The organism is Paeniglutamicibacter sp. Y32M11, from assembly GCF_019285735.1.
In the GTDB taxonomy this organism is placed as follows: Bacteria; Actinomycetota; Actinomycetes; order Actinomycetales; family Micrococcaceae; genus Paeniglutamicibacter.
Window position 1 is genome coordinate 1,066,016 of sequence record NZ_CP079107.1, and the last position, 22,323, is coordinate 1,088,338.

Annotated in this window: 19 protein-coding genes; 14 read left to right on the forward strand and 5 right to left on the reverse strand. The window is 59.6% G+C overall.

Annotated elements, in window-relative coordinates:
* The first annotated feature begins 6 nt into the window (after nt 1-6).
* The 3 genes from frr (at nt 7) to KUF55_RS04725 (ending at nt 2,199) form a co-directional block, all read left to right on the forward strand.
* A complete protein-coding gene (frr, locus tag KUF55_RS04715; protein WP_132361673.1) occupies nt 7-564 on the forward strand; it encodes a ribosome recycling factor in 558 nt (185 codons plus the stop codon).
* Nucleotides 564-1,496, forward strand: coding sequence for a phosphatidate cytidylyltransferase (locus KUF55_RS04720; protein ID WP_132361671.1), 933 nt, complete (start codon nt 564-566; stop codon nt 1,494-1,496). Before frr ends, KUF55_RS04720 begins: the two co-directional genes overlap by 1 nt.
* A 118-nt stretch (nt 1,497-1,614) precedes the next feature.
* On the forward strand, nt 1,615-2,199 hold the full coding sequence (locus KUF55_RS04725) for a DivIVA domain-containing protein (RefSeq protein WP_132361669.1): 585 nt from the start codon (nt 1,615-1,617) through the stop codon (nt 2,197-2,199).
* 145 nt (nt 2,200-2,344) lie between these two features.
* On the opposite strand, the gene KUF55_RS04730 is transcribed toward KUF55_RS04725, so the two are convergent.
* The 4 genes from KUF55_RS04730 to KUF55_RS04745 form a co-directional block, all read right to left on the reverse strand.
* Complete coding sequence (locus KUF55_RS04730) at nt 2,345-3,826, reverse strand: cation acetate symporter (RefSeq protein ID WP_218818693.1); 1,482 nt, start codon at nt 3,824-3,826, stop codon at nt 2,345-2,347.
* Nucleotides 3,826-4,089, reverse strand: coding sequence for a hypothetical protein (locus tag KUF55_RS04735; protein WP_132362532.1), 264 nt, complete (start codon nt 4,087-4,089; stop codon nt 3,826-3,828). Before KUF55_RS04735 ends, KUF55_RS04730 begins: the two co-directional genes overlap by 1 nt.
* A 157-nt stretch (nt 4,090-4,246) precedes the next feature.
* The gene (locus tag KUF55_RS04740) at nt 4,247-4,963 is read right to left on the reverse strand and encodes a LytTR family DNA-binding domain-containing protein (protein ID WP_132361667.1); all 717 of its coding nucleotides are present in this window, start codon (nt 4,961-4,963) and stop codon (nt 4,247-4,249) included.
* A gap of 45 nt (nt 4,964-5,008) precedes the next feature.
* A complete protein-coding gene (locus tag KUF55_RS04745; protein WP_218818143.1) occupies nt 5,009-6,208 on the reverse strand; it encodes a sensor histidine kinase in 1,200 nt (399 codons plus the stop codon).
* 241 nt (nt 6,209-6,449) lie between these two features.
* Here KUF55_RS04745 and KUF55_RS04750 point away from each other — a divergent pair, with 241 nt between their 5' ends.
* Entirely contained in the window at nt 6,450-6,794 is a 345-nt protein-coding gene (locus tag KUF55_RS04750; RefSeq protein WP_132361663.1) for a DUF485 domain-containing protein, read from the forward strand.
* 3 nt (nt 6,795-6,797) lie between these two features.
* The gene (locus KUF55_RS04755; RefSeq protein WP_132361661.1) at nt 6,798-8,426 is read left to right on the forward strand and encodes a cation acetate symporter; all 1,629 of its coding nucleotides are present in this window, start codon (nt 6,798-6,800) and stop codon (nt 8,424-8,426) included.
* A gap of 117 nt (nt 8,427-8,543) precedes the next feature.
* On the opposite strand, the gene KUF55_RS04760 is transcribed toward KUF55_RS04755, so the two are convergent.
* Complete coding sequence (locus KUF55_RS04760; protein ID WP_132361659.1) at nt 8,544-9,029, reverse strand: Lrp/AsnC family transcriptional regulator; 486 nt, start codon at nt 9,027-9,029, stop codon at nt 8,544-8,546.
* Nucleotides 9,030-9,215: 186 nt separating this feature from the next.
* Here KUF55_RS04760 and KUF55_RS04765 point away from each other — a divergent pair, with 186 nt between their 5' ends.
* The 9 genes from KUF55_RS04765 to KUF55_RS04805 all read left to right on the forward strand — a co-directional run bounded on the left by KUF55_RS04765 (nt 9,216) and on the right by KUF55_RS04805 (nt 22,291).
* Nucleotides 9,216-10,346, forward strand: coding sequence for a thiamine pyrophosphate-dependent dehydrogenase E1 component subunit alpha (locus tag KUF55_RS04765; RefSeq protein WP_132361657.1), 1,131 nt, complete (start codon nt 9,216-9,218; stop codon nt 10,344-10,346).
* Complete coding sequence (locus KUF55_RS04770; protein WP_132361655.1) at nt 10,343-11,350, forward strand: alpha-ketoacid dehydrogenase subunit beta; 1,008 nt, start codon at nt 10,343-10,345, stop codon at nt 11,348-11,350. Before KUF55_RS04765 ends, KUF55_RS04770 begins: the two co-directional genes overlap by 4 nt.
* 8 nt (nt 11,351-11,358) lie before the next feature.
* Nucleotides 11,359-12,723, forward strand: a complete 1,365-nt coding sequence (locus tag KUF55_RS04775; protein WP_255557316.1) for a dihydrolipoamide acetyltransferase family protein — start codon at nt 11,359-11,361, stop codon at nt 12,721-12,723.
* A gap of 246 nt (nt 12,724-12,969) precedes the next feature.
* Nucleotides 12,970-14,607: an ABC transporter substrate-binding protein gene (locus KUF55_RS04780; protein ID WP_218818145.1), complete on the forward strand. Its 1,638-nt coding sequence runs from the start codon at nt 12,970-12,972 to the stop codon at nt 14,605-14,607.
* 172 nt (nt 14,608-14,779) lie between these two features.
* Nucleotides 14,780-15,706: an ABC transporter permease gene (locus KUF55_RS04785; protein ID WP_218818146.1), complete on the forward strand. Its 927-nt coding sequence runs from the start codon at nt 14,780-14,782 to the stop codon at nt 15,704-15,706.
* Complete coding sequence (locus tag KUF55_RS04790; RefSeq protein WP_218818147.1) at nt 15,699-16,703, forward strand: ABC transporter permease; 1,005 nt, start codon at nt 15,699-15,701, stop codon at nt 16,701-16,703. The genes KUF55_RS04785 and KUF55_RS04790 overlap by 8 nt, the downstream gene beginning before the upstream one ends.
* Nucleotides 16,700-18,403, forward strand: a complete 1,704-nt coding sequence (locus KUF55_RS04795) for an ABC transporter ATP-binding protein (protein WP_132361645.1) — start codon at nt 16,700-16,702, stop codon at nt 18,401-18,403. Before KUF55_RS04790 ends, KUF55_RS04795 begins: the two co-directional genes overlap by 4 nt.
* Nucleotides 18,404-18,855: 452 nt before the next feature.
* Nucleotides 18,856-20,658 (forward strand): ABC transporter family substrate-binding protein, encoded by a 1,803-nt coding sequence (locus KUF55_RS04800; RefSeq protein ID WP_218818148.1) that lies wholly within the window; start codon nt 18,856-18,858, stop codon nt 20,656-20,658.
* 115 nt (nt 20,659-20,773) lie between these two features.
* Nucleotides 20,774-22,291 carry an ABC transporter permease gene (locus tag KUF55_RS04805; RefSeq protein WP_132361641.1) on the forward strand — a complete coding sequence of 506 codons (1,518 nt, stop codon included), beginning with the start codon at nt 20,774-20,776 and terminating at the stop codon, nt 22,289-22,291.
* Nucleotides 22,292-22,323 lie beyond the last annotated feature (32 nt).

A 22,323-nucleotide genomic window follows, 5' to 3' on the forward strand; every position in this document is an offset into this window, starting at 1 on the left:
TAGACCGTGATTGAGGAAACCCTCGCCGAAGTTGCCGACAAGATGGATCGCACCATCGAATCCGCCAAGGAAGATTTCTCCGCGATTCGCACGGGCCGTGCACACCCGGGAATGTACGCCAAGGTCATGGTTGATTACTATGGCACCCCGACCCCGCTGCAGCAGCTGGCTTCCTTCGCTGTCCCGGACGCCCGCACCATCATGATCAGCCCTTACGACGTCACAGCACTGCGTGAAATCGAAAAAGCGCTGGGCGATTCCGAGGTTGGCGCTAACCCGTCGAACGACGGCAAGGCCATCCGCGTGATCATGCCGGTATTGACCGAGGAACGCCGCAAGGAATATGTCAAGGTTGTCCGCGTTAAGGGCGAAGACGCCAAGGTAGCCCTGCGCAACCTGCGCCGCAAGGCCAAGGACGCCATTGACAAGCTGGTCAAGGATGGCGAAGTTGGCGAGGACGAAGGTGCACGCGCCGAAAAGGAGCTCGACGCACTGACCAAGTCCCACACCGAAGGCATTGACGACTTGCTCAAGCGCAAGGAAATCGAGCTGCTGGACGTCTAATGTCGAATCCCACCGAGCCGAGCGAAGGAGCCACAGGTTCCCGTCCTGTCCCTTCTCCGGCCGCCGGCGGGGCCGAGTCGCTAACTCGACGTAGCAGAAAGGGCGCCACCCCTAAGAGCTCTCGTGCCGGACGCGACCTCCCAGCTGCCATCATCGTGGGTCTGGTATTGATGGCCCTGGTGCTCACCGGCCTATTCCTACTGCCGGTGGCCTTTGTGGCTACGGTGGCGGTCTTTGGGGTGCTGGGCTGCTGGGAAGTATCCCGCGCTCTGAACGGCAACGGCATCGAGATACCCATGGTTCCGCTGGCAGTTGCCGGGGTAGCGATGCCGTTTTCCGCATACTACGGTGGCTTGGAAGCACTGGGTATGGCCCTGATGGCAAGTGTTCTGTTGATGTTCCTCTGGCGTATTTTTGAGGGACCGGCGAAATCCGTTGCCTCGATCATCTCCGGAGTCTTCCTGCTCATCTGGGTACCGCTGATGGTGAGCTTCGCCGTATTGCTCCTCAATGAGCCAAACGGACACCTGCTGATCACCGTCATGCTGTTATTGGTGGTCTCCAACGACACCTTTGGATACTTGGTGGGGGTACTCTTCGGAAAACATCCCATGGCGCCAAAAATTAGTCCCAAGAAATCTTGGGAGGGTTTTGCCGGATCTGTTGCGGGGGCCACCCTCGTGGGTGTGCTCTGTGCGATCTTCCTGCTTAACACCCACTGGTGGGTCGGCATTCTCTTGGCTGTGGCCACGGTTGCCGCTGCCACCTCGGGTGATTTGGCCGAATCCATGGTGAAGCGGGAACTGGGCATCAAGGACATGAGTACGATGTTGCCGGGACATGGCGGGATCATGGATCGGTTGGATTCGGTCGTTTTTGCCGTTCCAGTGACCTATGTGCTGAGCATTTTGCTGATCCCCGGCGCGCTCTAGTCAAACGGGTCCCAAGGTTCACTAAGATAGATATGTGGTCAGTGCGACGGCCACCGTATTATTCGCAGTTGAATTGTGTCGGTTCACCGATACGCAAACCAAGATCAAGGAAAGAATTGTGAGCCAGGACAAGTCACAGCCGGCCCCCCGCCCCTTTGAATGTGTGGGCGAGAAGGACTTCGGCTACAACACCAAACAGGTGGATGTGTTCCTCGCTCGTGCCCGGGCTACCTTTAATGGCGAGGGTGACGACGATGCGATCGTCACCAGCCATATGGTTCGCCGCACCGTCTTCCCTGCCCAGCGCGGAGGCTACAGCGCCCGCGAGGTGGACGGCGCCCTGGACCGACTCGAGGATGTCTTCGCGCAGCGCGAACGCGACGCCATGATCAATTCCAGCGGGGAAGATGCTTGGCTGCAGCAGGTGGGTCGGCTCTCGGCCATCCTGCGCGGCCGCCTGCACCGTTCCCCGGGGGAGCGCTTCCGTCGCCCCTCGCGTGCCAACGCATCGAGCTACAACGTCCAAGACGTTGACAAGATCTGTGACCAGCTCATCGATTACTTTGAGAAGGACACCCCGATGAGCGTTGATGCCGTTCGCCGCGCGGAGTTCCGCCGAGCCGACGGAGAACACGGCTACGAGGAATCTCAGGTTGATGCGTTCTTGGATCGAGTCGTCGAACTCATGGCCTCGATCGACTAGACACGCCTTTCACTACTCACGAATGCGGTTGGATTGACGGAACGTCAATCCAACCGCATTCGTATTTTTGTATCCAGCGCCAAATCGTAAGTACCAAGCACAAGGCATCAAGAACCCTACACACCGCCGTGTACGGATCGGCGCTTCAGCTCAACGAGTCAGTGACGGCCTCGGGTACATGCAGCCGAGCCATCACAGCATCCACGCGCGCCGGCGCGCGATGCCTACTGAGGCGGGAGACCACGACCATCACCAAGAAGGCCAGCGGCACACACCAAGCAGCGGGTTGGGCGAGCAGGTCGTGGAGTGAAGCGGGTTGATCGGGTACCAGGGTGGCAATAAAGAGGGCGAAACCGCAGCCCAGCGCCCCGGTGAGCATTCCGGAGATCGCTCCGGCCACGGTGAGCCCACGCCACCAAATTCCCAACAGCAGCAGCGGACAAATGGTGCAGGCGGTGAAGGCGAAGACCGAGCCGATGGCCCCAGCCAGCGCCAAACTACTGGTTCCCAAGGCCAATCCGAGTGGCACCACCGTGGCGATGACCGCGGAAATCCTAAATCCTCGCACCGTGCCGCCAAAAAGATCCTGGGATATGGTGCCGGCCAAGGAGACCACCAGCCCGGAGGATGTGGAGAGGAACGCGGCAAAGGCACCGCCGATGATGATCGCCGTTACCGCGTCTCCGGCCATACCGCCCAAAATGCGGCTGGGCAGTAGTAACACCGTGGCATCTGCGTTGCCGTTAGTGGCGAGCTCGGGGGTATAGGCCCGTCCCAAAATGCCCAACACCGTGGGGAAGAGATAAAAGAGGGACAGCAGACCCAGCACAATCGCCGTGGTTTTGCGGGCAGAGGGCCCATCGGGGTTGGTGTAAAAACGCACGAGCACGTGCGGCAGCCCGAGGGTGCCAAAAAGCAAGGCCACCAGCAGCGAGATGTTGTAGTACAGCCCCCTGCTGGCGCCGGTCTCGGTACCCGTATCAAAGACGGCCCCGCCGAGCGTGGCTGATTCCCCACTGAGGCCAAGATGCAGCAGTAGGAAGACCGTGGGGATCGCCAGCGCGGCCAGCTTGAGCCAGTACTGGAAGGCTTGGACGAAGGTGATGGAGCGCATGCCGCCGGCCAACACCGTCACGCAAACGATGCCCATAACCAGCACCGACCCCAGCCAGCCGGGTAGCCCGGTGCTAATACCGAGGGTCAGCGCCGCGCCGTGGAGCTGCGGGACGATGTATAGCCAACAGATGACCACCACCAAAAAACTGGTGAGCCGGCGCAGCTTGATGGAGCCCAGCCTGATTTGCGCAAAGTCCGGGATCGTATAGGCGCGCGATCGCCGCAGCGGGGCAGCAACAAAAAGCAGCAGCATCAGGTAGCCGGCCGTGTAGCCGATGGGGAACCAGAGGCCGTCCTGCCCCGAGATGACGATCAGTCCGGCAATACCCAAAAAGGATGCCGCGGAGAGATATTCTCCACCGATGGCACTGGCATTCCACCAGGGTCGAACGGTGCGAGAGGCCACATAAAAGTCCCCGGTCGTGCGCGAAAGCCGCAAACCGTTGATGGCGATTAAAACCGTACTCACCGAGACCAGCAACACCGCGAGCATCGAGACGGTGGGATTGATCATCGGATGATGCTCCTGTACTTGGCTTCATTGCGCGCCGCCGCATGATTAAACAAGAACGCGCACAGCAAGATCAGCGGGTAAACGCCCAGGCCCAAGAGCCACCAGGGCAACGGGATGGTGAGGAAGCGGATGTCGTTGATCTGCGGCCAGGTGAAGACCATGATCGCGAGTCCCACCAGCAGCGACAGGAAGCCTAGGGCCACGGAGGCGGCCAGCCGCAACTGACTGCGAATCAGCGAACGGACGTAAAACGTGTCCACGGGATCGTGGGAGGAGGAGCGGGGGAGCCTGGGTGTTCCCCGGCCGGGGCACTGACCCGCACCCGGGCGCCGGTGGGAGCCGGCAGGCGGAACGGATCCTGGGGCAGATCCGCCGATGGGCGAGTCAATGGATCCGGGGTAACGGGTCCCTCGGGAGTCACAGCGGCCTGACTCGATTCGCTGCCATGCGCTCACGTAGATAGGGAAGGGCGCGGCGCGAGACCGGCAGCTCGGTGCCGTTGATGAGAACCGAGGCCTTGCCGGTGGCCAGCTTCACCGTGGATATGCTGTCCATGGCCACCAAGTAGGAGCGGTGGATGCGAATGTATCCGGCCGGACCCCACTGCTGTTCCAGATCGTTCAGCGGGACCCGAATCAGGTAGGAAGAATCTTGGGTGTGCAGCCGGGCGTAGTCGCCCTGTGCCTGTACGTAGTGGACCTCGTCGCGGCGGATCAGCTTGGTGATCCCGCCCTTTTCTACCGTGATCATCTCCGGCTTGGTGCTGTCTTCCTCGGTCAGCTCGCAGATACGGCGGATCGATTCGGCCAGACGCTCGGGGCGCACCGGTTTGAGCACGTAATCGAGGGCCGCCAATTCGAAGGCCTCCAGCGCCTGGTCCTCATCGGCGGTGACAAAAACGACGGCAGGCGGGCGGGTGAAGCGGGATATGACCCGCGCGATGTCCAAACCGGAGAGCGCGGGCATATGTATGTCTAAAAAGAGTGCGTCGATCTCAAATTCTTCGAGCGCCTTGAGCGCCTCGGCACCGGAGTTCGCCCGGTGGATGGACCCCACCCGTGCATCGAGGGACAACAGATGCGCCAATTCCGCTACGGCAGGCAGTTCATCGTCCGCGACGACCACGTTAATCATGAAGATATTTTACCCGGCTTAGCTGTCGCGGTCGCTTTAGGCGCGTTAGTGGGCACTTTGGTGCGGGGCCGTGGGCTCTACGCCGGGACGGAACTTCGGAATGCGCATCGTGATCAGCGTCCCGGCGCCGGGTGCGGTGTCGATGATCAGCCCGTGAGCATCCCCGTAAACCTGGCGCAGGCGTACATCCACATTGCGCAGGCCCACATGGATGGACTCGGTGGTTCCGGCCAGCACCGCGGCCAGTGCCGACGGATCGATGCCCACCCCGTCGTCCTCGACGGTGATCAGCGCGTACTCCCCGGAATCGGAGGCGCTGATGGTGATGCGCCCGCCGCCGGGTTTTGATTCCAGTCCGTGACGCACGGCGTTTTCCACCAGTGGCTGCAAGCTCAAGAACGGTATTGCCGTGGCTAGGACCTCCGGGGCGATGGCTAGGGAGACCTTAATGCGTTCGCCGAAGCGTGCCTTCTCGAGCAGGAGGTACCGGTCGATGGCCGTGAGCTCCTCGGCCAGGGTGGTGAAATCCCCGTGGCGGCGGAAGGAATAGCGCGTGAAGTCGGCGAACTCCACTACCAGTTCGCGCGCCCGGGCCGGATCGGTGGTGATAAAGGAGGCGATGGCGTTCAGCGAGTTGTAGATGAAGTGTGGACTGATTTGGGCGCGTAGGGCACGGACCTCGGCCTCCATCAGTAGGGCGCGGGAAGAATCGAGTTCGGCGAGGCCCACCTGGGCCGCAACCCAGGCAGCAACTTCCGCCACCGCGCGCACAAAGCCGGCCCCGGCGCGAGGGATATAGGCGGCCACCGTGCCCACGGGGGTTCCGCCGACCATGATTGGGGCGCAGACCAGGTCGGTGGAATCCGAACGCTTCACCTGAGTCCGGGTGGTGGACAGGGCTGTTGCCGCGAGTTCAAGAGCTGCGGCAGTCCCACGCTCTTCGGATTCCGGGATGCTGCCGTCCACCGCCAAAACTGCCGAGGTATCGGTGATGACCAGCGCCTGAGCAGCCAGTACGGTGCGCAGGTGTTTCGCCGCCTTGGCCGCACCTTCCGGCGTCAGTCCCTGGGCCAGGTGCGGGGCCGCGACCGAGACCTGATGCAGTGTTTGGAACGTCGCCTTTTCCGCGTCGGTTCCCAAATCACGGGTTGAGCGGGCAATTTTGAAGCCGAGGAAGCCGACCAGGGCGCCGCCGACCACAACTGTGGTGACGATCAGGGTCATCTGCAGGGCGGTGGAGAGCATGGTGATAAGCCTACGCGGAGCGCGTGTGGGCACACCGTTCGTCGAGGTCCGGTGCCGTTTGGCGCATACGGGTGACCGTTGGGCGGATGGGGCTTGCGACTCTCTTCCCCTCAAGACTCCCATGCAACAGAGTGATCTCAGTCACCATTGTCAGGTGGAGCGCCAAGGATGCCGGGATGAGCCGGTGTGTGGGTGCGTAGATCTCGCACCTGGCGTCTTGAACCCCTTATAAGGAGGAGTCATGAGCACCACCCCGGAATCGGACGTTGGGTCCGGTATCGATTTCCAACACGAACAGGATTCTGCGGAATTCACCGAGCTACGCAAGACTCACCGCAGCTTCGTGTTCCCCATGGCCGTGATTTTCCTGTTGTGGTACTTCGCCTACGTCCTGCTGGCCGACTACGCGCACGAGTTCATGTCCATCAAGGTATGGGGCAACTTCAACGTGGGTCTGCTGCTGGGCCTGCTGCAGTTCGTCTCCACCTTCGGCATCACCGCAGCGTACGTGTCCTACAGCAACAGGAAAATCGATCCGAAGGCAACGGCGATCCGCACGCGCCTCGAAGCACAGGAAGGGGAATAGGCCATGAACATCCTTACGTCTTCGGTCCTCGCCGCCGCCGCCGAATCCACCAAGGTCGGAAACCCGTGGGTCAACATCGGCATCTTCGGCCTCTTTGTGGGCATCACCCTGGTCGTGGTGCTCAAGGCCTCAAAAAACAACAAGACAGCAGCCGACTACTACGCCGGTGGCCGTTCCTTCACCGGAACCCAGAACGGTACGGCGATCGCCGGCGATTACCTCTCCGCCGCTTCCTTCCTGGGTATCGTCGGGGCCATCGCCATCAACGGCTATGACGGCTTCCTGTACTCCATCGGCTTCCTCGTCGCCTGGTTGGTGGCCTTGCTGCTGGTCGCGGAGCTGCTGCGCAACACCGGCAAGTTCACCATGGCCGATGTGCTGTCCTTCCGCCTGCGCCAGCGTCCGGTGCGCATCGCCGCCGCCATCTCCACCCTCGCGGTCTGTGTGTTCTACCTGCTGGCTCAGATGGCCGGCGCCGGCGCGTTGGTTTCCCTGCTGCTTGGCATTGACGGCAAGCTTGGCCAGTCCCTGGTCATCGTTGTTGTTGGTGCCCTGATGATCATGTACGTGCTGATCGGCGGCATGAAGGGCACCACCTGGGTACAGATCATCAAGGCTTGCTTGTTGATCGCCGGTGCGTTTGTCATGACCATCATGGTGTTGGCTCAGTTCGGCTTCAACTTCTCCGCACTGTTGGGTGCCGCGGTTGAATCCGCCGGTACTCCCGACATCCTGAACCCGGGCATGCAGTACGGCAAATCCGAAACCTCAAAGATCGACTTCATCTCCCTGGCTCTGGCCCTGGTGCTCGGTACTGCTGGTCTGCCGCACGTGCTGATGCGCTTCTACACGGTTCCCACCGCCAAGGAAGCCCGCAAGTCGGTGGTCTGGGCCATCTGGCTCATCGGTGGTTTCTACCTCTTCACCCTGGTGCTGGGCTACGGCGCCGGCGCGCTGATTGGTGCGGATAAGATCAAGGCCGCCCCCGGTGGCGTGAACTCTGCGGCTCCGCTGCTGGCCTTCGAACTCGGCGGCCCGCTGTTACTCGGCTTGATCTCCGCCGTTGCTTTCGCCACGATCTTGGCGGTGGTGGCGGGTCTGACCATTACCGCTGCGGCTTCCTTCGCTCATGATGTCTACGCCTCGGTGATCGCCAAGGGCAAGAGCACCCCGGAGAAGGAAATGAAGGTTGCCCGCCGCACCGTCATCGTCATCGGCGTCTTCGCGATCCTCGGCGGCATTGGTGCCCAGGGGCAGAACGTTGCTTTCCTGGTGGCCCTGGCCTTCGCGGTTGCAGCATCGGCCAACTTGCCGACCATCTTGTACTCGCTGTTCTGGAAGAAGTTCACCACCCAGGGCGCCGTTTGGTCCATGGTTGGCGGTTTGGCCTCGGCCATCATCCTGATCATCTTCTCTCCGGTCATGTCCGGTCTGCCGACCTCGATGATCGTTGGAGCCGACTTCTCGATCTTCCCGCTCTCCAATCCGGGCATCGTTTCCATCCCGTTGGCCTTCTTCCTCGGCTGGTTGGGCTCGGTGTTGGATAAGAACACCGAAGATTCGCTCAAGTCCGCGGAAATGGAAGTTCGTTCGCTCACCGGTATTGGCGCAGAAAAAGCCGTTGATCACTAGGAAAAAATGAACCATCGCGGTGGGCCTAAATCCCGCCGCCGAGCAGGAACGCCAAAGCGGCGCCACTTCATCTAGAAGTGGCGCCGCTTTTTTGGTGCCCGCAAGGGAAAAGAAAGTTCAGTTGCTGCCCGGAGTATTTCCCAATCCCAGCTCCATCAGTGGCAGGGTGCGGTGGGGAATCAGTTCGGCCATCGAGAGTGAGGTGTCGGCTCGTTCAACGCCGGCGATGTCCAAAATCTGTCCGTTAACCCGGAATAGTTCCTCGGCACTTGCCGCCACCACGCGCGCAAGGATATCGGCGGATCCGGTGACACCGTGTGCCTCAACGATCTCCGGAATGGTGCGCAGCTGCTCCACGATGCTGTGCAGCATGCGTTGGCGCACATGAATATTCACGAAACTCACCAGCCCAAAACCGAGGGCGGCCGGATTGACGCGCTGCTCAAAGGGCAGGAGTGCCTCGCCCGTTTCTATTCGTGCCAACCGTGCCTGAACGGTATTGCGGCTCAATCCCAATTCGGTGGCCAGAGCCACCGCACTGGCCTTCGGATGGCGGCACATGGCGGAAAGTATTTTCAGGTCGGTTGCGTCAAGTTGTTGCATAATGCGCAAGATTAGCACCGCGTCATGCCCATCGATAGTGCAAGCTGCCCAATTTGTCCCACAACGATTGTGCGCATCGGATTACGTGAGTAGCATCACAGGTAGGGTGCTGGCGATGATGCCACACCGGCAGTTTTGGCACGTCCCACAGGAATCCCACGACTGACTCCGCAACCGACGCAAAGGATGCTGACCGTGTCCCCTACGTTTGACTCCACGGCCGATTCCGGCCCCGATGCTCTGCTCCAAATAGTGGGCCCGGATGGCACCCGCCACCTATGCCCCGAACTTGATCCATGGGTCACCGACATCGATGCCGATGCCCTGGAAAATCTGTACATCGACATGGTGTCGATCCGCCGCCTAGACGCCGAGGGCACGGCCCTGCAGCGTCAGGGTGAGCTGGGCCTTTGGGCACCGTTGCTCGGACAAGAAGCGGCACAAATTGGATCCGGCCGTGCGCTGGAAAACGACGATTTCATTTTCCCCTCCTACCGCGAACACGGTGTGGCCTATTGCCGCGGGGTGGCACCGAGCGACCTGTTGCGGATGTGGCGCGGGGCAGCACCCAGCGGGTGGAATCCGTATGAGGTAAATATGGCCAACCAGCAGATTGTCATCGGTGCCCAGACGCTGCACGCGGCCGGGTACGCCATGGGGTTACGCTTTGATGGATCCGCCGCCGCCGCCATCACCTATTTCGGGGATGGCGCCACCAGCCAGGGTGATGTCAGCGAGGCCATGGTCTTCGCCGCCAGCTACCAGTCGCCCCTGGTGTTCTTCTGTCAGAACAATCAGTGGGCCATCTCCGAGCCCGTCGCCCGGCAAACCACCGGGCACATCGCGGACCGGGCCGCCGGCTTCGGTCTGGCCACCTGGCGAGTGGATGGCAATGACGTGATCGCCGTGATGGCAGCAACCCGTGCGGCACTTGCCCACGTGCGCACCGGTAGTGGACCCGCCTTCATCGAGGCACTGACGTATCGGATGGGTGCCCACACCACGGCCGATGACCCCACGCGCTACCGCGATGCCCTGGAATTGGAAGAATGGGCAGCGAAGGATCCACTGGATCGGGTGGCTGCCCACCTTGATGGACTCGGCTCGGACATGAATGCGTTGAAGGTGCGCGCCGACGACGCGGCCGAAAAGCTTGCGGCGGGTCTTCGCGAGGCGATTACTTCCATGCCGGATCCCGAGGTGAGCGATCTCTTCGCTCATGTTTATTCGCATGATCATGCCGGGTTGGCTGAACAGCGTGATTTCCATCAGCGCTACCTGCGCTCCTTCGAATCAACAGCGGAGGTCACGGCATGAAAACTCTGACTTTTTCCCAAGCACTGAACTCGGGGCTGCGCGCCTCCATGGAACGCGACTCGAAGGTCGTGCTGATGGGGGAGGACATTGGCAAGCTCGGTGGCGTTTTCCGGATCACCGATGGATTGCAAAAAGACTTTGGCCAGCATCGGGTCATCGATACCCCGCTGGCGGAATCTGGCATCGTCGGTACCGCCATTGGCTTGGCGTTCCGTGGCTACCGCCCGGTGGTGGAGATCCAGTTTGATGGATTTGTTTACCCCGCCTTTGACCAGATCGTTTCCCAGCTGGCCAAGATGCACTTCCGCTCCCGCGGCAACGTAAAACTCCCGGTGACCATTCGCATCCCCTTCGGCGGTGGAATCGGTTCCCCGGAGCACCACTCCGAATCACCAGAGGCCTACTTTGCGCACACCGCCGGTTTGCGGGTGGTGGCGCCGGCGAATCCGCAAGATGCCTACACCATGTTGCAGCAGGCCATCGCCGATGATGACCCGGTGATCTTCCTGGAACCCAAGCGCAGGTATCACACCCGCGGTGAGGTGGACACGGAGCTGATCCCGGAACCGGGATCGTTATACCGTGCCAAGGTGGCGCGCAAGGGGAAAGACCTGACCCTGGTTGCCTATGGACCGTTGGTGAAGACGGCCTTGGACGCCGCCACCGCGGCCGAGGACGAGGGGATCGACATTGAAGTCATCGATCTGCGCAGCCTGTCACCGGTGGATTTTGCCACACTGAACGCCTCGGTACGTAAGACCGGGCGTTTGGTGATCACCCACGAAGCCTCACGCTTTGGGGGAATGGGTGCCGAGTTGGCGGCCAGTTTGACCGAGTCCTGCTTTGACTATTTGGACCATGCTCCGGTGCGGGTGACAGGTTTCGATATTCCCTACCCGCCGGCCAAACTTGAGTCCCACCATTTACCGGACCTTGATCGAATTCTTGATGGCGTGGATCGGGCCATGCGCCGCGGCGGAACAGCGTGGGGAGAGGAAGGATGAGCGCGACCATGGAGAAGCTCTTTAATTTGCCGGATCTTGGAGAAGGTCTGACGGAATCCGAAATTCTTTCGTGGCGAGTCGCCGTGGGGGAGAACGTTGAACTGAACCAGATCATTGCCGAGGTGGAAACGGCCAAGGCCGTGGTGGAATTGCCATCACCCTTCAGCGGCGTGGTCACTCGGCTTTTTGAGCCGGCCGGTGCCGTGGTCAATGTCGGAAACCCGATCATTTCCTTTGATGTTCCAGCCACCCATCAAATAGAGGAGCCCGCGGGTCAAAAAGCGCAGGAAAGTACGGCAGCTGCCAAGGGCGCTGCCCCCACCCGTCAGCCGACGCTAGTGGGATATGGTGCCGCGGTTGAATCCGCCGGTCGCCCGAGTCGACGGGGGCGTGTGACAGCAGCAGCTGTGGAAGCTGACCCGCAATCCGAATCGACACCCAAAATGGCTGCGGGTGCGGTGACCGGTGCGGTCCGCGCCCGACCGCCGGTTCGCAAGCTGGCGCGCGATAGCCACGTGGACCTTTCAACCGTGTTCGGCAGTGGCGAAGGCGGATTGATCACCCGCGAGGATGTGGTCAAGGCGGTGTCCCGGTCCCTTGAAGAATCGGCAGATACTGCTCCCGAATTTGGTCAGGGGCACCAAGCTGCCGACGTTAAACCCGCGTCCTCGAATGGCGAAACGCGTGTGGCCGTGCGTGGGGTTCGTAAGGCGACGGCAACGGCCATGGTGGCCAGTGCATTCAGTGCTCCGCATGTGACCGAATTCTTGAGCGTGGATGTCACCGAAACCATGGAGCTCGTAGACAGGTTGCGTGCCATGCCGCGCCTCGCCGATGTGAAGATCACGATCACCTCGGTGGTGGCCAAGGCCGTGAGTTTGCTTCTGGCTCGACACCAGGGGTTGAACTCGCGGTGGGATGAGGCCAGCGGCGAGATCATCGAGTATCACTATGTGAATCTTGGCATCGCTGCGGCTACCGAGCGAGGTCTATTGGTTCCGGTACTCAAGGGCTCCCAAGCCCTGAGATTGGAGCAGGTGGCCGGCGAAATTTCCGCGCTGACCGCCGCTGCCAGGTCTGGGAGCATCACACCGGCGCAGCTGAGCGGGGCAACTTTTACCATGAGTAACATTGGCGTCTTCGGCGTGGACTCTGGTACTCCGATCCTGCCGCCGGGTCAGTCCGGCATCCTGGCCATCGGACAGGTGCGGAAAATGCCGTGGGAGTACCGAGACGAAGTAGCACTGAGGAAAGTAATGACCCTTTCACTCTCCTTTGACCACCGGGTTGTTGACGGGGAACAAGGAGCCAAGTTCCTCTCCGAGTTGGGGCTGATCTTGCGTGATCCGGCCCTGCTTATCGCGTCGGTGTAGCGAATTGCGACGTGATGTTCAATTTTCAACATATTGTTGCTTTTTTGCCCTCCGTGTGCATTTTCGAGGTCGACGCAATGTTTCGGCTTGGTAAATTTTTGACAGTTTCGGAGAAGTTCATTAGTTGTTTCAGAGATTTGTGGGTATTCTCGCTAACAAGTGATGCACTTCACCGCACCATGGTGCGGACCGATGACATGGCCCACACTCCAACCCTTCTATACAACACTTTGTTGAGGAGACAGCATGCGTTTTAACCGCGCTTCGAAGGCCCTTGTGCTTTCAGCAGCACTTGCCCTTACCCTTTCGGCCTGCGGCGGCGGTGACGAAACCGCGTCCCCGGAGGGCGGTGGTGACGCTTCCAAGGTTATTTCGGCGAATACCACCGAACCGGAAAACGGCTTGCTGCCCGCAAACACCAACGAAGTTGGCGGCGGTCGCGTCATGGACCTGATCTTCACCGGTCTGGTCAGCTACGACGTCAAGGGTGCAGCCGTTAACGAGCTGGCCGAGTCGATCACCAGCAGCGATTCCACCACCTACACGATCAAGATCAAGGCCGATCAGAAGTTCAGCAACGGTGAGGCTATTACCGCCAAGTCGTTTGTTGACGCATGGAACTTCGGTGCTGCGGCAAAGAACGCCCAGAAGAACTCCTACTTCTTCGAGTCCATCAAGGGCTACGACAAGGTCAGCGCCGAAGGTGCCACGACTGACACCATGGAAGGCCTGAAGGTCGTTGATGACAGCTCCTTCACCGTCACCCTGGCTCAGGCCGAATCCGACTTCCCGTTGCGCCTCGGCTACACCGCGTTCTACCCGCTGCCAGAAGCAGCGTTCAAGGATCCTGCAGCCTTCGGTCAGAACCCCGTGGGCAACGGTCCGTACAAGGTTGCCGAAGGTGGTTGGCAGCACAACGTTTCGATCAAATTGGTTCCCAACGAGAGCTATGACGGACCGCGCAAGGCAGCAAACGCCGGTATCGACTTCAAGGTCTACAACACCTATGACGCCGCCTACCAGGATCTGTTGGCCAATAACCTCGATGTCATCGACCTGATCCCGCCGAGCTCGCTGGCCAACTACCAGACCGACCTCGGTGACCGTTGGGTTAACCAGCCCTATGCAGGTAACGCCACGCTGACCCTGCCGAGCTACCTGAAGGAATACCAGGGCGAGGCCGGTCAGCTGCGCCGTCAGGCCATTTCGATGTCCATCGACCGCGAACAGATCATCGAGAAGATCTTCTTCGGTGGTAAGCAGATTGCCAAGGACTTCACCTCTCCGGTTCTCGATGGCTACTCCGATTCCATTCCGGGCAATGAGGTTCTGACCTTCAACCCCGAAAAGGCCAAGGAACTCTGGGCCCAGGCAGATGCCATGGACCCGTGGCCGGCCGGTAAGGTCTTCACCGTTACCTCGAACATCGATGGTGCCGGCAACAAGGAATACATCGAAGCCATGACCAACCAGATCTCAAACACTCTGGGCATCAAGGCCGAACTGAACGCCGTTCCGACCTTCAAGGAAATGCGCACACTGGTTTCCGAAAAGAAGCTGACCGGTGGCTCACGCGCTGGCTGGCAGGCTGACTACCCGTCGCTCTACAACTTCCTCGGCCCGCTATACGGCACCGGTGCAGGTTCGAATGATGGCGATTACTCCTCCGCAGCACTGGATAAGAAGCTCAAAGAGGGCCTCAGCGCAACCAGCGTCGAAGAAGGCAACAAGATCTTCAACGAGGCTCAGGAAATCCTGCTGAAGGATCTCCCGGTCGTCCCGCTGTGGTACCAGGCTGTTCAGGGTGGCTGGAGCGAGAACGTTGCCAACGTTGAGTTTGGCTGGAATGGTGTTCCGCTGTACTACGCCATCACGGGTAAGTAGCCCAATCCATACTTAGCTGTTTATAAGCTAAAGGGGGACTCGAAGTCGGAGTCCCCCTTTAGTGCGTGAGCAGTGCTAGTGGACCGGCCCCGGCTGGCCCGTTTTTACACCTGTCCCAAGGATCTATCCCCAGATCCGAATCTTTCCCGCTCTACACCCCCGGTGGTGCTTAATGTTAATGTTCACACTCAGGAGACTCCTGCAGATGATCCCCGTATTCTTCGGGGCAACGCTGTTGGTTTACTTCCTGGTATTCGCGACTCCTGGTGATCCCATCGCGGCGCTTTCCGGCGGCAAGCCCATGGCTCCCGCCGTTGAGGCCGCACTTCGCGCTCAGTACAACCTGGACCAACCGTTCTGGATCCAGTACCTCTTGTATCTCAAAAGCCTCGTCACCTTCGACCTTGGAACCACGTTCTCCGGGCAACCGGTGGCCGACGTCATTGGGCGAGCCTTCCCCGTCACTGCTCGCCTAGCGGTGATGGCTCTGGCCATTGAGGCATTCTTCGGCATCATTTTTGGTGTCTTTGCCGGTCTGCGCAAGGGCAAGGCCTTTGACTCGACCGTTTTGATTCTTTCGTTGCTCGTCATCGCCGTTCCGACCTTCGTGCTCGGGTTCGTGCTGCAGTTTGTTGTTGGCGTCAAACTTGGTTGGGCCAAACCGACCGTTGGCGCGGGCGCCCCCTGGGGAGACTTGATATTGCCGGCCGTCGTGCTTGGCCTGGTGTCCTTCGCTTATGTTTTGCGACTGACCCGTACCTCAATCATCGAGAACAAGAACGCCGACTATGTGCGCACCGCTACCGCCAAGGGGCTCTCGCGTCGCCGTGTCGTGACAGTCCATATTCTGCGTAACTCCTTGATTCCCGTTGTCACCTTCTTGGGTGCCGACTTAGGCGGCCTGATGGGTGGAGCGATCGTGACCGAGGGCATCTTCAACGTGCCGGGTATTGGCCGACTCCTCTTTAACGCCATTTCGAAGGGCGAAACTCCCACCGTTGTCGCGGTCGTGAGCGTGCTGGTGCTCGTTTTCGTTGTCGCCAACTTGATCGTCGATATGTTGTACGCGTGGCTTGACCCAAGGATCCGTTATGTCTGAGAACCAAACACCTGAATCTGTGACACCTACACCGCGCGGAAAGCGCGAGGGCAAAATTTCCACGCGCCACATCGAACACTTTGTGGCTCCGTTGGAAGAGACCCCGCTGCAAGATATCGACAAGGTCAGCATCGGGGCCGAACCCCTGAGCATGTGGGCGGAAGCTTGGCGCTCGCTGCGAAAGAATCCGTTATTCATTATTTCCTCGCTGCTGATTTTGCTCGTGATCCTCGTGTCGATTTTCCCGCAATGGTTCTCCTCTGCGAGCCCAACAGTTTGTTATTTGGAAAATGCGCGTGAGGGACGCGCACCCGGACATATCCTTGGCTTCAACTTCCAGGGCTGTGACGTCTACGCCCGCGTGATTTACGGGGCACGTGCCTCCGTCATCGTCGGCGTCTTCACTACGATCTTTGTGGTCATCATTGGTGGCATCATGGGCGCCCTAGCCGGATACTACGGTGGCTGGCTTGACGCGGTGCTCGCCCGTTTGGGTGACATCTTCTTCGCCCTCCCGCTGATCCTCGGTGCCATCATCGTGATGCAGCTGCCGATGTTCCGCGATTCGCGGAGCCCCTGGACGGTCATCGTGACCCTGACCATCTTCGGTTGGCCGCAGATCGCCCGCATCACTCGCGGTGCCGTGGTGGAAAATCGCGGTGCCGACTTTGTCCAGGCCGCTCGATCGCTGGGTCTGTCCAAGTTTGGTGCGCTGGTTCGTCACGTGGTGCCGAACTCTTTGGCTCCGGTCATTGTTGTCGCCTCTATTTCGCTCGGTACCTACATCGTGGCCGAGGCCACCTTGTCCTTCCTCGGCTTGGGACTTCCTTCCTCGGTGATGAGCTGGGGAAATGACATTTCCGCATCGCAAATTTCGGTGCGAAACAACCCCTCGATCCTCTTCTGGCCGGCAGCAGCGCTGTCCATTACGGTCCTGAGTTTCATCATGCTCGGCGATGCCCTGCGTGACGCCCTGGATCCTAAGGCACGGCGATGAGCACCAACAATGAATCCAAGGAGGGTCTCGCCATGAACCCCAACGACGACCGACCGCTACTGGAAATCAAAAACCTCGCGATCAGCTTCAGCACCCCCGGGGGACCGGTCAATGCGGTGCGCAATGCCAACTTGACGGTGATGCCCGGTGAGACCGTGGCCATCGTGGGCGAATCGGGATCAGGAAAGTCGACTACTGCACTTGCCGCCATCGGTCTTTTGCCGGGCAACGGCAAGGTCACCGGCGGACAGATTCTGTTCGACGGTGAGGATATTTCCAAGGCCTCGGAAAAGCGCTTTATTGAATTACGTGGCAACCACATTGGCATGGTTCCCCAGGACCCGATGTCTAACCTGAACCCGGTCTGGAAGATCGGTTTCCAGGTCAAGGAGACGCTCAAGGCAAATGGACTGGCCGGCAAGGATCCGAACGGGCGCGTTGCCCAGGTACTTGCCGACGCGGGATTGCCTGATGCGGCCAAGCGTGCCAAGCAGTACCCGCACGAGTTCTCCGGCGGCATGCGTCAACGCGCGCTGATCGCCATCGGATTGGCCTGCCGTCCCCGTCTGCTCATCGCCGATGAGCCGACCAGTGCCTTGGACGTAACGGTGCAGCAGCAGATTCTGGATCACCTGGACACCATGACCAGTGAATTGGGCACGGCAGTTCTGCTGATCACCCACGATCTGGGACTGGCCGCCGAACGTGCTCAGAAGGTCATCGTGATGTACAAGGGCCAGGTTGTTGAATCCGGGCCAGCACTGGAAATTCTGCGCAACCCGCAGCACCCCTACACGCAGCGTCTGGTTGCCTCGGCGCCTTCGTTGGCCTCCAAGCGCCTGGAATCCCAGCCGGTTGAGGTGGCCGAGGGTGTTAATGCAGTGGTGAAGCCCGATCACTCGGGTGCCAGGGATGAGATCCTGCAGGTCAAGAATCTCACCAAGGTCTTTAAGATCCGCAAGGGTTTGGGGCGCAGTGAAGACTTCACCGCGGTAGACGATGTCTCGTTCGCGGTCAAGCGCGGCACCACCACGGCCATCGTGGGGGAGTCGGGCTCCGGAAAGTCGACCGTCGCCCAGATGGTACTGAACCTGCTCAAGCCCACCGAAGGCTCAATCACCTTTGACGGTGAGGAAATGGCCAACAGGTCCGAGCGCGAACTGTTTAAGTTCCGTCGCCGTGTGCAGCCGATCTTCCAGGACCCTTACGGTTCCCTTGATCCGATGTTCAGCATCTACCGAACCATCGAGGAGCCGCTGCGCATCCACGGGATCGGGGATGCCAAGTCACGCCAGCTCCGGGTCAAGGAATTGCTCGACCATGTGGCCATTCCGACGGCCACGATGCACCGGTATCCCAATGAACTCTCCGGGGGTCAGCGCCAGCGCATTGCCATTGCGCGGGCCTTGGCCCTGCAGCCGGAAGTGATCATCTGCGATGAGGCCGTCTCGGCCTTAGACGTGTTGGTACAGGCTCAGATTCTGAACTTGTTGAACAAGCTGCAGGAGGACTTGAACCTCACGTACCTGTTCATCACCCACGACTTGGCCGTGGTGCGCCAGATCGCCGATGACGTCTGTGTGATGCAAAAGGGCCGTATCGTGGAGCAATCCACCAGTGATGAGGTCTTTAATAACCCGAAGAGCGAGTACACGCAGAACCTGCTTCGGGCCATTCCCGGAGCATCACTCATGCTGTAAAAGTATCTTCTTTCGAGGCAGATTCTTAGCCGTTTCGAGCGATATCAGAAGGGGGCAAACCGTACGGTTTGCCCCCTTCTGCTGTGTCCGGGAGGAAAGTCATTTGCGGCGAATTGTGGCAGGTGAGCGTCAAGTTCGTGGATGTTTCCAAACCGTTATAAAGCTCACGTCAGACGCTTAGCCTACCCATGAGTACTAATTGGTAAATCTCAATGTGAAGCAGATCCTTGAGTTTTCGCGCCTGTAGCGCCGGTCACGTTGCGTGTTCAAATTGTGACCTAGTCGACGGTGGGGTACTAGCGGGTTAACACCGGAAAAATATGAAGCGGTGTTTTTATATCCATCCGGGGTAATCAGCGCTATCGTTCTAGATTGTGGGGCATCGCACACTGCATGGACCGCATCCGGGGTTTTACCCGACCACATGAAGATCAAGCTTATTAGGAGGAGAAATGCGTGTTCAGCGTATTTCCAAAGCTGTTGCGGTAGGTGCTGCACTCGCACTGGCACTTACTGCATGTGCTCCGGGAGGCGGCAATGCCCCCACCGAGTCGGCAACGTCGGCAAAGACCGACGGCAAATTCAGTGTCGAGCCGACCAACTCAGGTCTCGCCGATCTCGGCGACATCCAAACCAAGGATGACTCGGTCAGCTACTCCGTGGGTGCTGAGGAATTCATCAGCTACAACGGTCTGACCCCTGAGTCGTACAGCACGTACAACTCGGCCATCACCGACCGACTCTTTGCCAGCTTCACGTACTTCGGCACCGACGGAAAGATCTACCCGAACGAAGATCTTGGTAAGTACGAGGTCGTCAGCGAAGATCCGATGACCGTGAAGTACACCATCAACCCGGAAGCCAAGTGGTCAGACGGCACCGACATCACGGTCGCCGACGCTGTGTTGGCATGGGGCGTACAGAACACGAATCTCGCCGATGGCAAGAAGCCGCTGTTCAACTCCGTATCGCAGGACCTTGGCCAGACTATCCCTAAGGGACCCGAGGGTGATCCGGCGGGCAAGGAATTCACGGTTACCTACGCGAAGCCCGATCCGGACTTCGCCATCCAGACCATGATCTACAGCCCGGCACACGTTGTAGCCAAGCAAGGTGGCATGAGCACCGCCGAACTCGCGGAAGCTATTCTCTCTGGAGATTCGGCAGCATTGAAGAAGGCCGCGGCATTCTGGAACACCGGGTGGAACACCTCACCGGGTAAGCTCCCCGCAGCCGACCTGATTCCATCTTCGGGTCCGTACAAGCTTGGTAGCTGGGAAGCCGGCCAGTCCGTCACCCTGGTCGCGAATGAAAACTACTACGGCACCCCGGCGGCAACCAAGGAACTTGTTATCCGCTTCGCCGCACCGGACACCATGGTTCAGGCCTTGCAGAATGGCGATATTGACGTCATCGAGCCGCAGCCGACTGTTGATACCCTGGCTCAGCTGACCGCCTTGGGTGACTCGGTACAGGTTCACCAGGGTGATTCGCTCACCTGGGAGCACCTGGACTTCAACTTCAGGAAGGGCTCACTCTTCGCCGATAACCTGGAGCTGCGCAAGGCCTTCGCCATGTGCGTACCGCGCCAGCAGATCGTGGACAACCTGATCAAGCCGCTGAACCCGGAAGCCACGGTCATGAATGCCCGCGAGGTATTCCCGTTCCAGGATAACTACGCAGATGTCGTCGGCGCCGCATACGCCGGACAGTACGACAACGTCGACATTGAGGGCGCTAAGGCCATCCTCGCTACCGAGGGTGTCACGGCACCCGAGGTTCGTATCGGTTACTCCGCTCCTAACCCGCGGCGTACCGAAGAAGTTGCCATGATCAAGTCCTCGTGCGAACAGGCCGGATTCAAGGTTGTTGACGTCGGAGACGCGAAGTTCTTCGCCCCGGGTGGAACCCTGGAGCGTGGCGACTACGAGGTAGCACTGTTCGCTTGGGCTGGCTCCGGCCAGATCACCTCGGGCGAGAACATCTACGCATCGGGCAAGCCACAGAACTACGGCAAGTACTCCAACAAGGAAGTTGACGCAGCATGGGAGCGGTTGACCACCACCCTGGACCCAGCCGTCCACGCTACGGAAACCAAGAATATTGAGAAGTTGCTCTGGGATGATCTGTACGGCATCCCGGTATTCGCTCACCCGGGCCTGGGAGCCTCCGCCGCTGACGTCTTGAACGTCCGCGACACGGCCACCCAAAACGGTCTGGTTTGGAACGCGGAACAGTGGGTCCGCGCAGAATAACCGCTTCGCGGTAGAACGACATCAACGTGGGGCCTGGCGCAACCAGCGTCGGGCCCCACGTGTTCAAAGGCCCACAGGCCTCGGACACTTCTGTTAGGAAAGGTAGCTACTTGCAGTGTTGAGATTTATTCTTCGCAGGCTGGGTGCGTCGATAGGGATCCTGTTCGCCGCCTCGCTCCTGCTATACGTTCTCGTGATCAACTCGGGAGATCCGCTCTCCGAACTCCGGGAAAGCAATGCGGAAAACCGCGAAACTCTAATGCAACGGCGCATCGAGTTCATGAACTTGGACATGCCCTGGTACCTGCGTTACTGGACCTGGCTCGTGGGCGTTGGCAAATGTTTCACGCTGCAATGTGATCTGGGAACGAGCCGACAAGGAGTAGAAGTCAACTCGCTGCTCGCCCTCGCGGCCGGCTCCACACTGCGTCTAGTCTTGCTGGCCACGGTACTTGCCGCCATATTGGGCATTGCCATTGGTGTTTTGACAGCGGTTCGCCAGTACTCCGGTTTGGACTACGGCGTCACCTTCATCACCTTCCTCTTCTTCTCCCTTCCGGTTTTCTGGGCTGCGGTGCTGCTCAAGGAGTACATGGCCATCGGGTACAACGACTGGATGAAGGATCCCACTTTTTCTCCGCTTCAAATCATCGTGATTGCGCTGGTTGTTGGATTCCTCATGCAGGTATTTCTCGCCGGACCACTCAAGCGACGCATCATCACCTTTGCTGTCGCAGCGGCCTTCGTCGCCATCGTCATTCCCTACCTCACCTGGCTGAACTTCTTCCGCTACCCGCAGCTGGGCTTCGGCGGAATCTTATTGCTTGGACTGGGAGTGGCGCTCAGCGGCACGGCCATGACCGTGGGCCTGCGCAATACGAAGGTGCTCTACCCCGCGGTGGCTACCGTCGTTCTGGGCGCAATTATTTACTTCGCGACCTTCGGACTTCTGGAAAGCCCGAACTGGTTCATCCTGATCGCCGGAGCAATCCTTGCGGTCGTTATCCCGGCACTGCTTGGCAAATACATGGGCGGGCACCTGCGAGGCCCCGCCATGGGCGTTTCGATCGTCACCGGACTGGTGATGGCGGCACTAACCGCTATCGACCACATCTTCCGGGCTTGGCCAGGATTCCTCCTGCTCAAGCCACGACCCATCGCCACGATCGGTTCGCAAACACCGAACTTTGCCGGTGATTTCTGGGAAAGCTTCCTGGACAAGGGAACCCAATTACTGCTTCCCACCATTCTGTTGGCGATTATTTCGCTCGCAAGTTACAGCCGCTACACCCGCTCCTCGATGCTGGAAGTGGGGCAACAGGATTACATTCGCACCGCGAGGTCCAAGGGCCTGAGCGAACGAACGGTGATTTTCCGCCACGCTTTCCGTAATGCCATGATCCCCATCGCCACCATCGCCGCCTTCGACTTCGCGGGCCTGATTGGCGGAGCGGTGATCACCGAATCGGTCTTCGGCTGGCGCGGCATGGGTGAATTGTTCAGAACTGGGCTGATGCAAGTGGACCCGGCCCCCGTGATGGCCTTCTTCCTGGTAACGGGAACCGCCGCGGTCGTGTTCAACATGCTGGCAGATATCTTCTACGCAATTCTGGATCCGAGGATCAGGGTATGAACAAGCACGAGAATTACATCAAGACCTGGGAG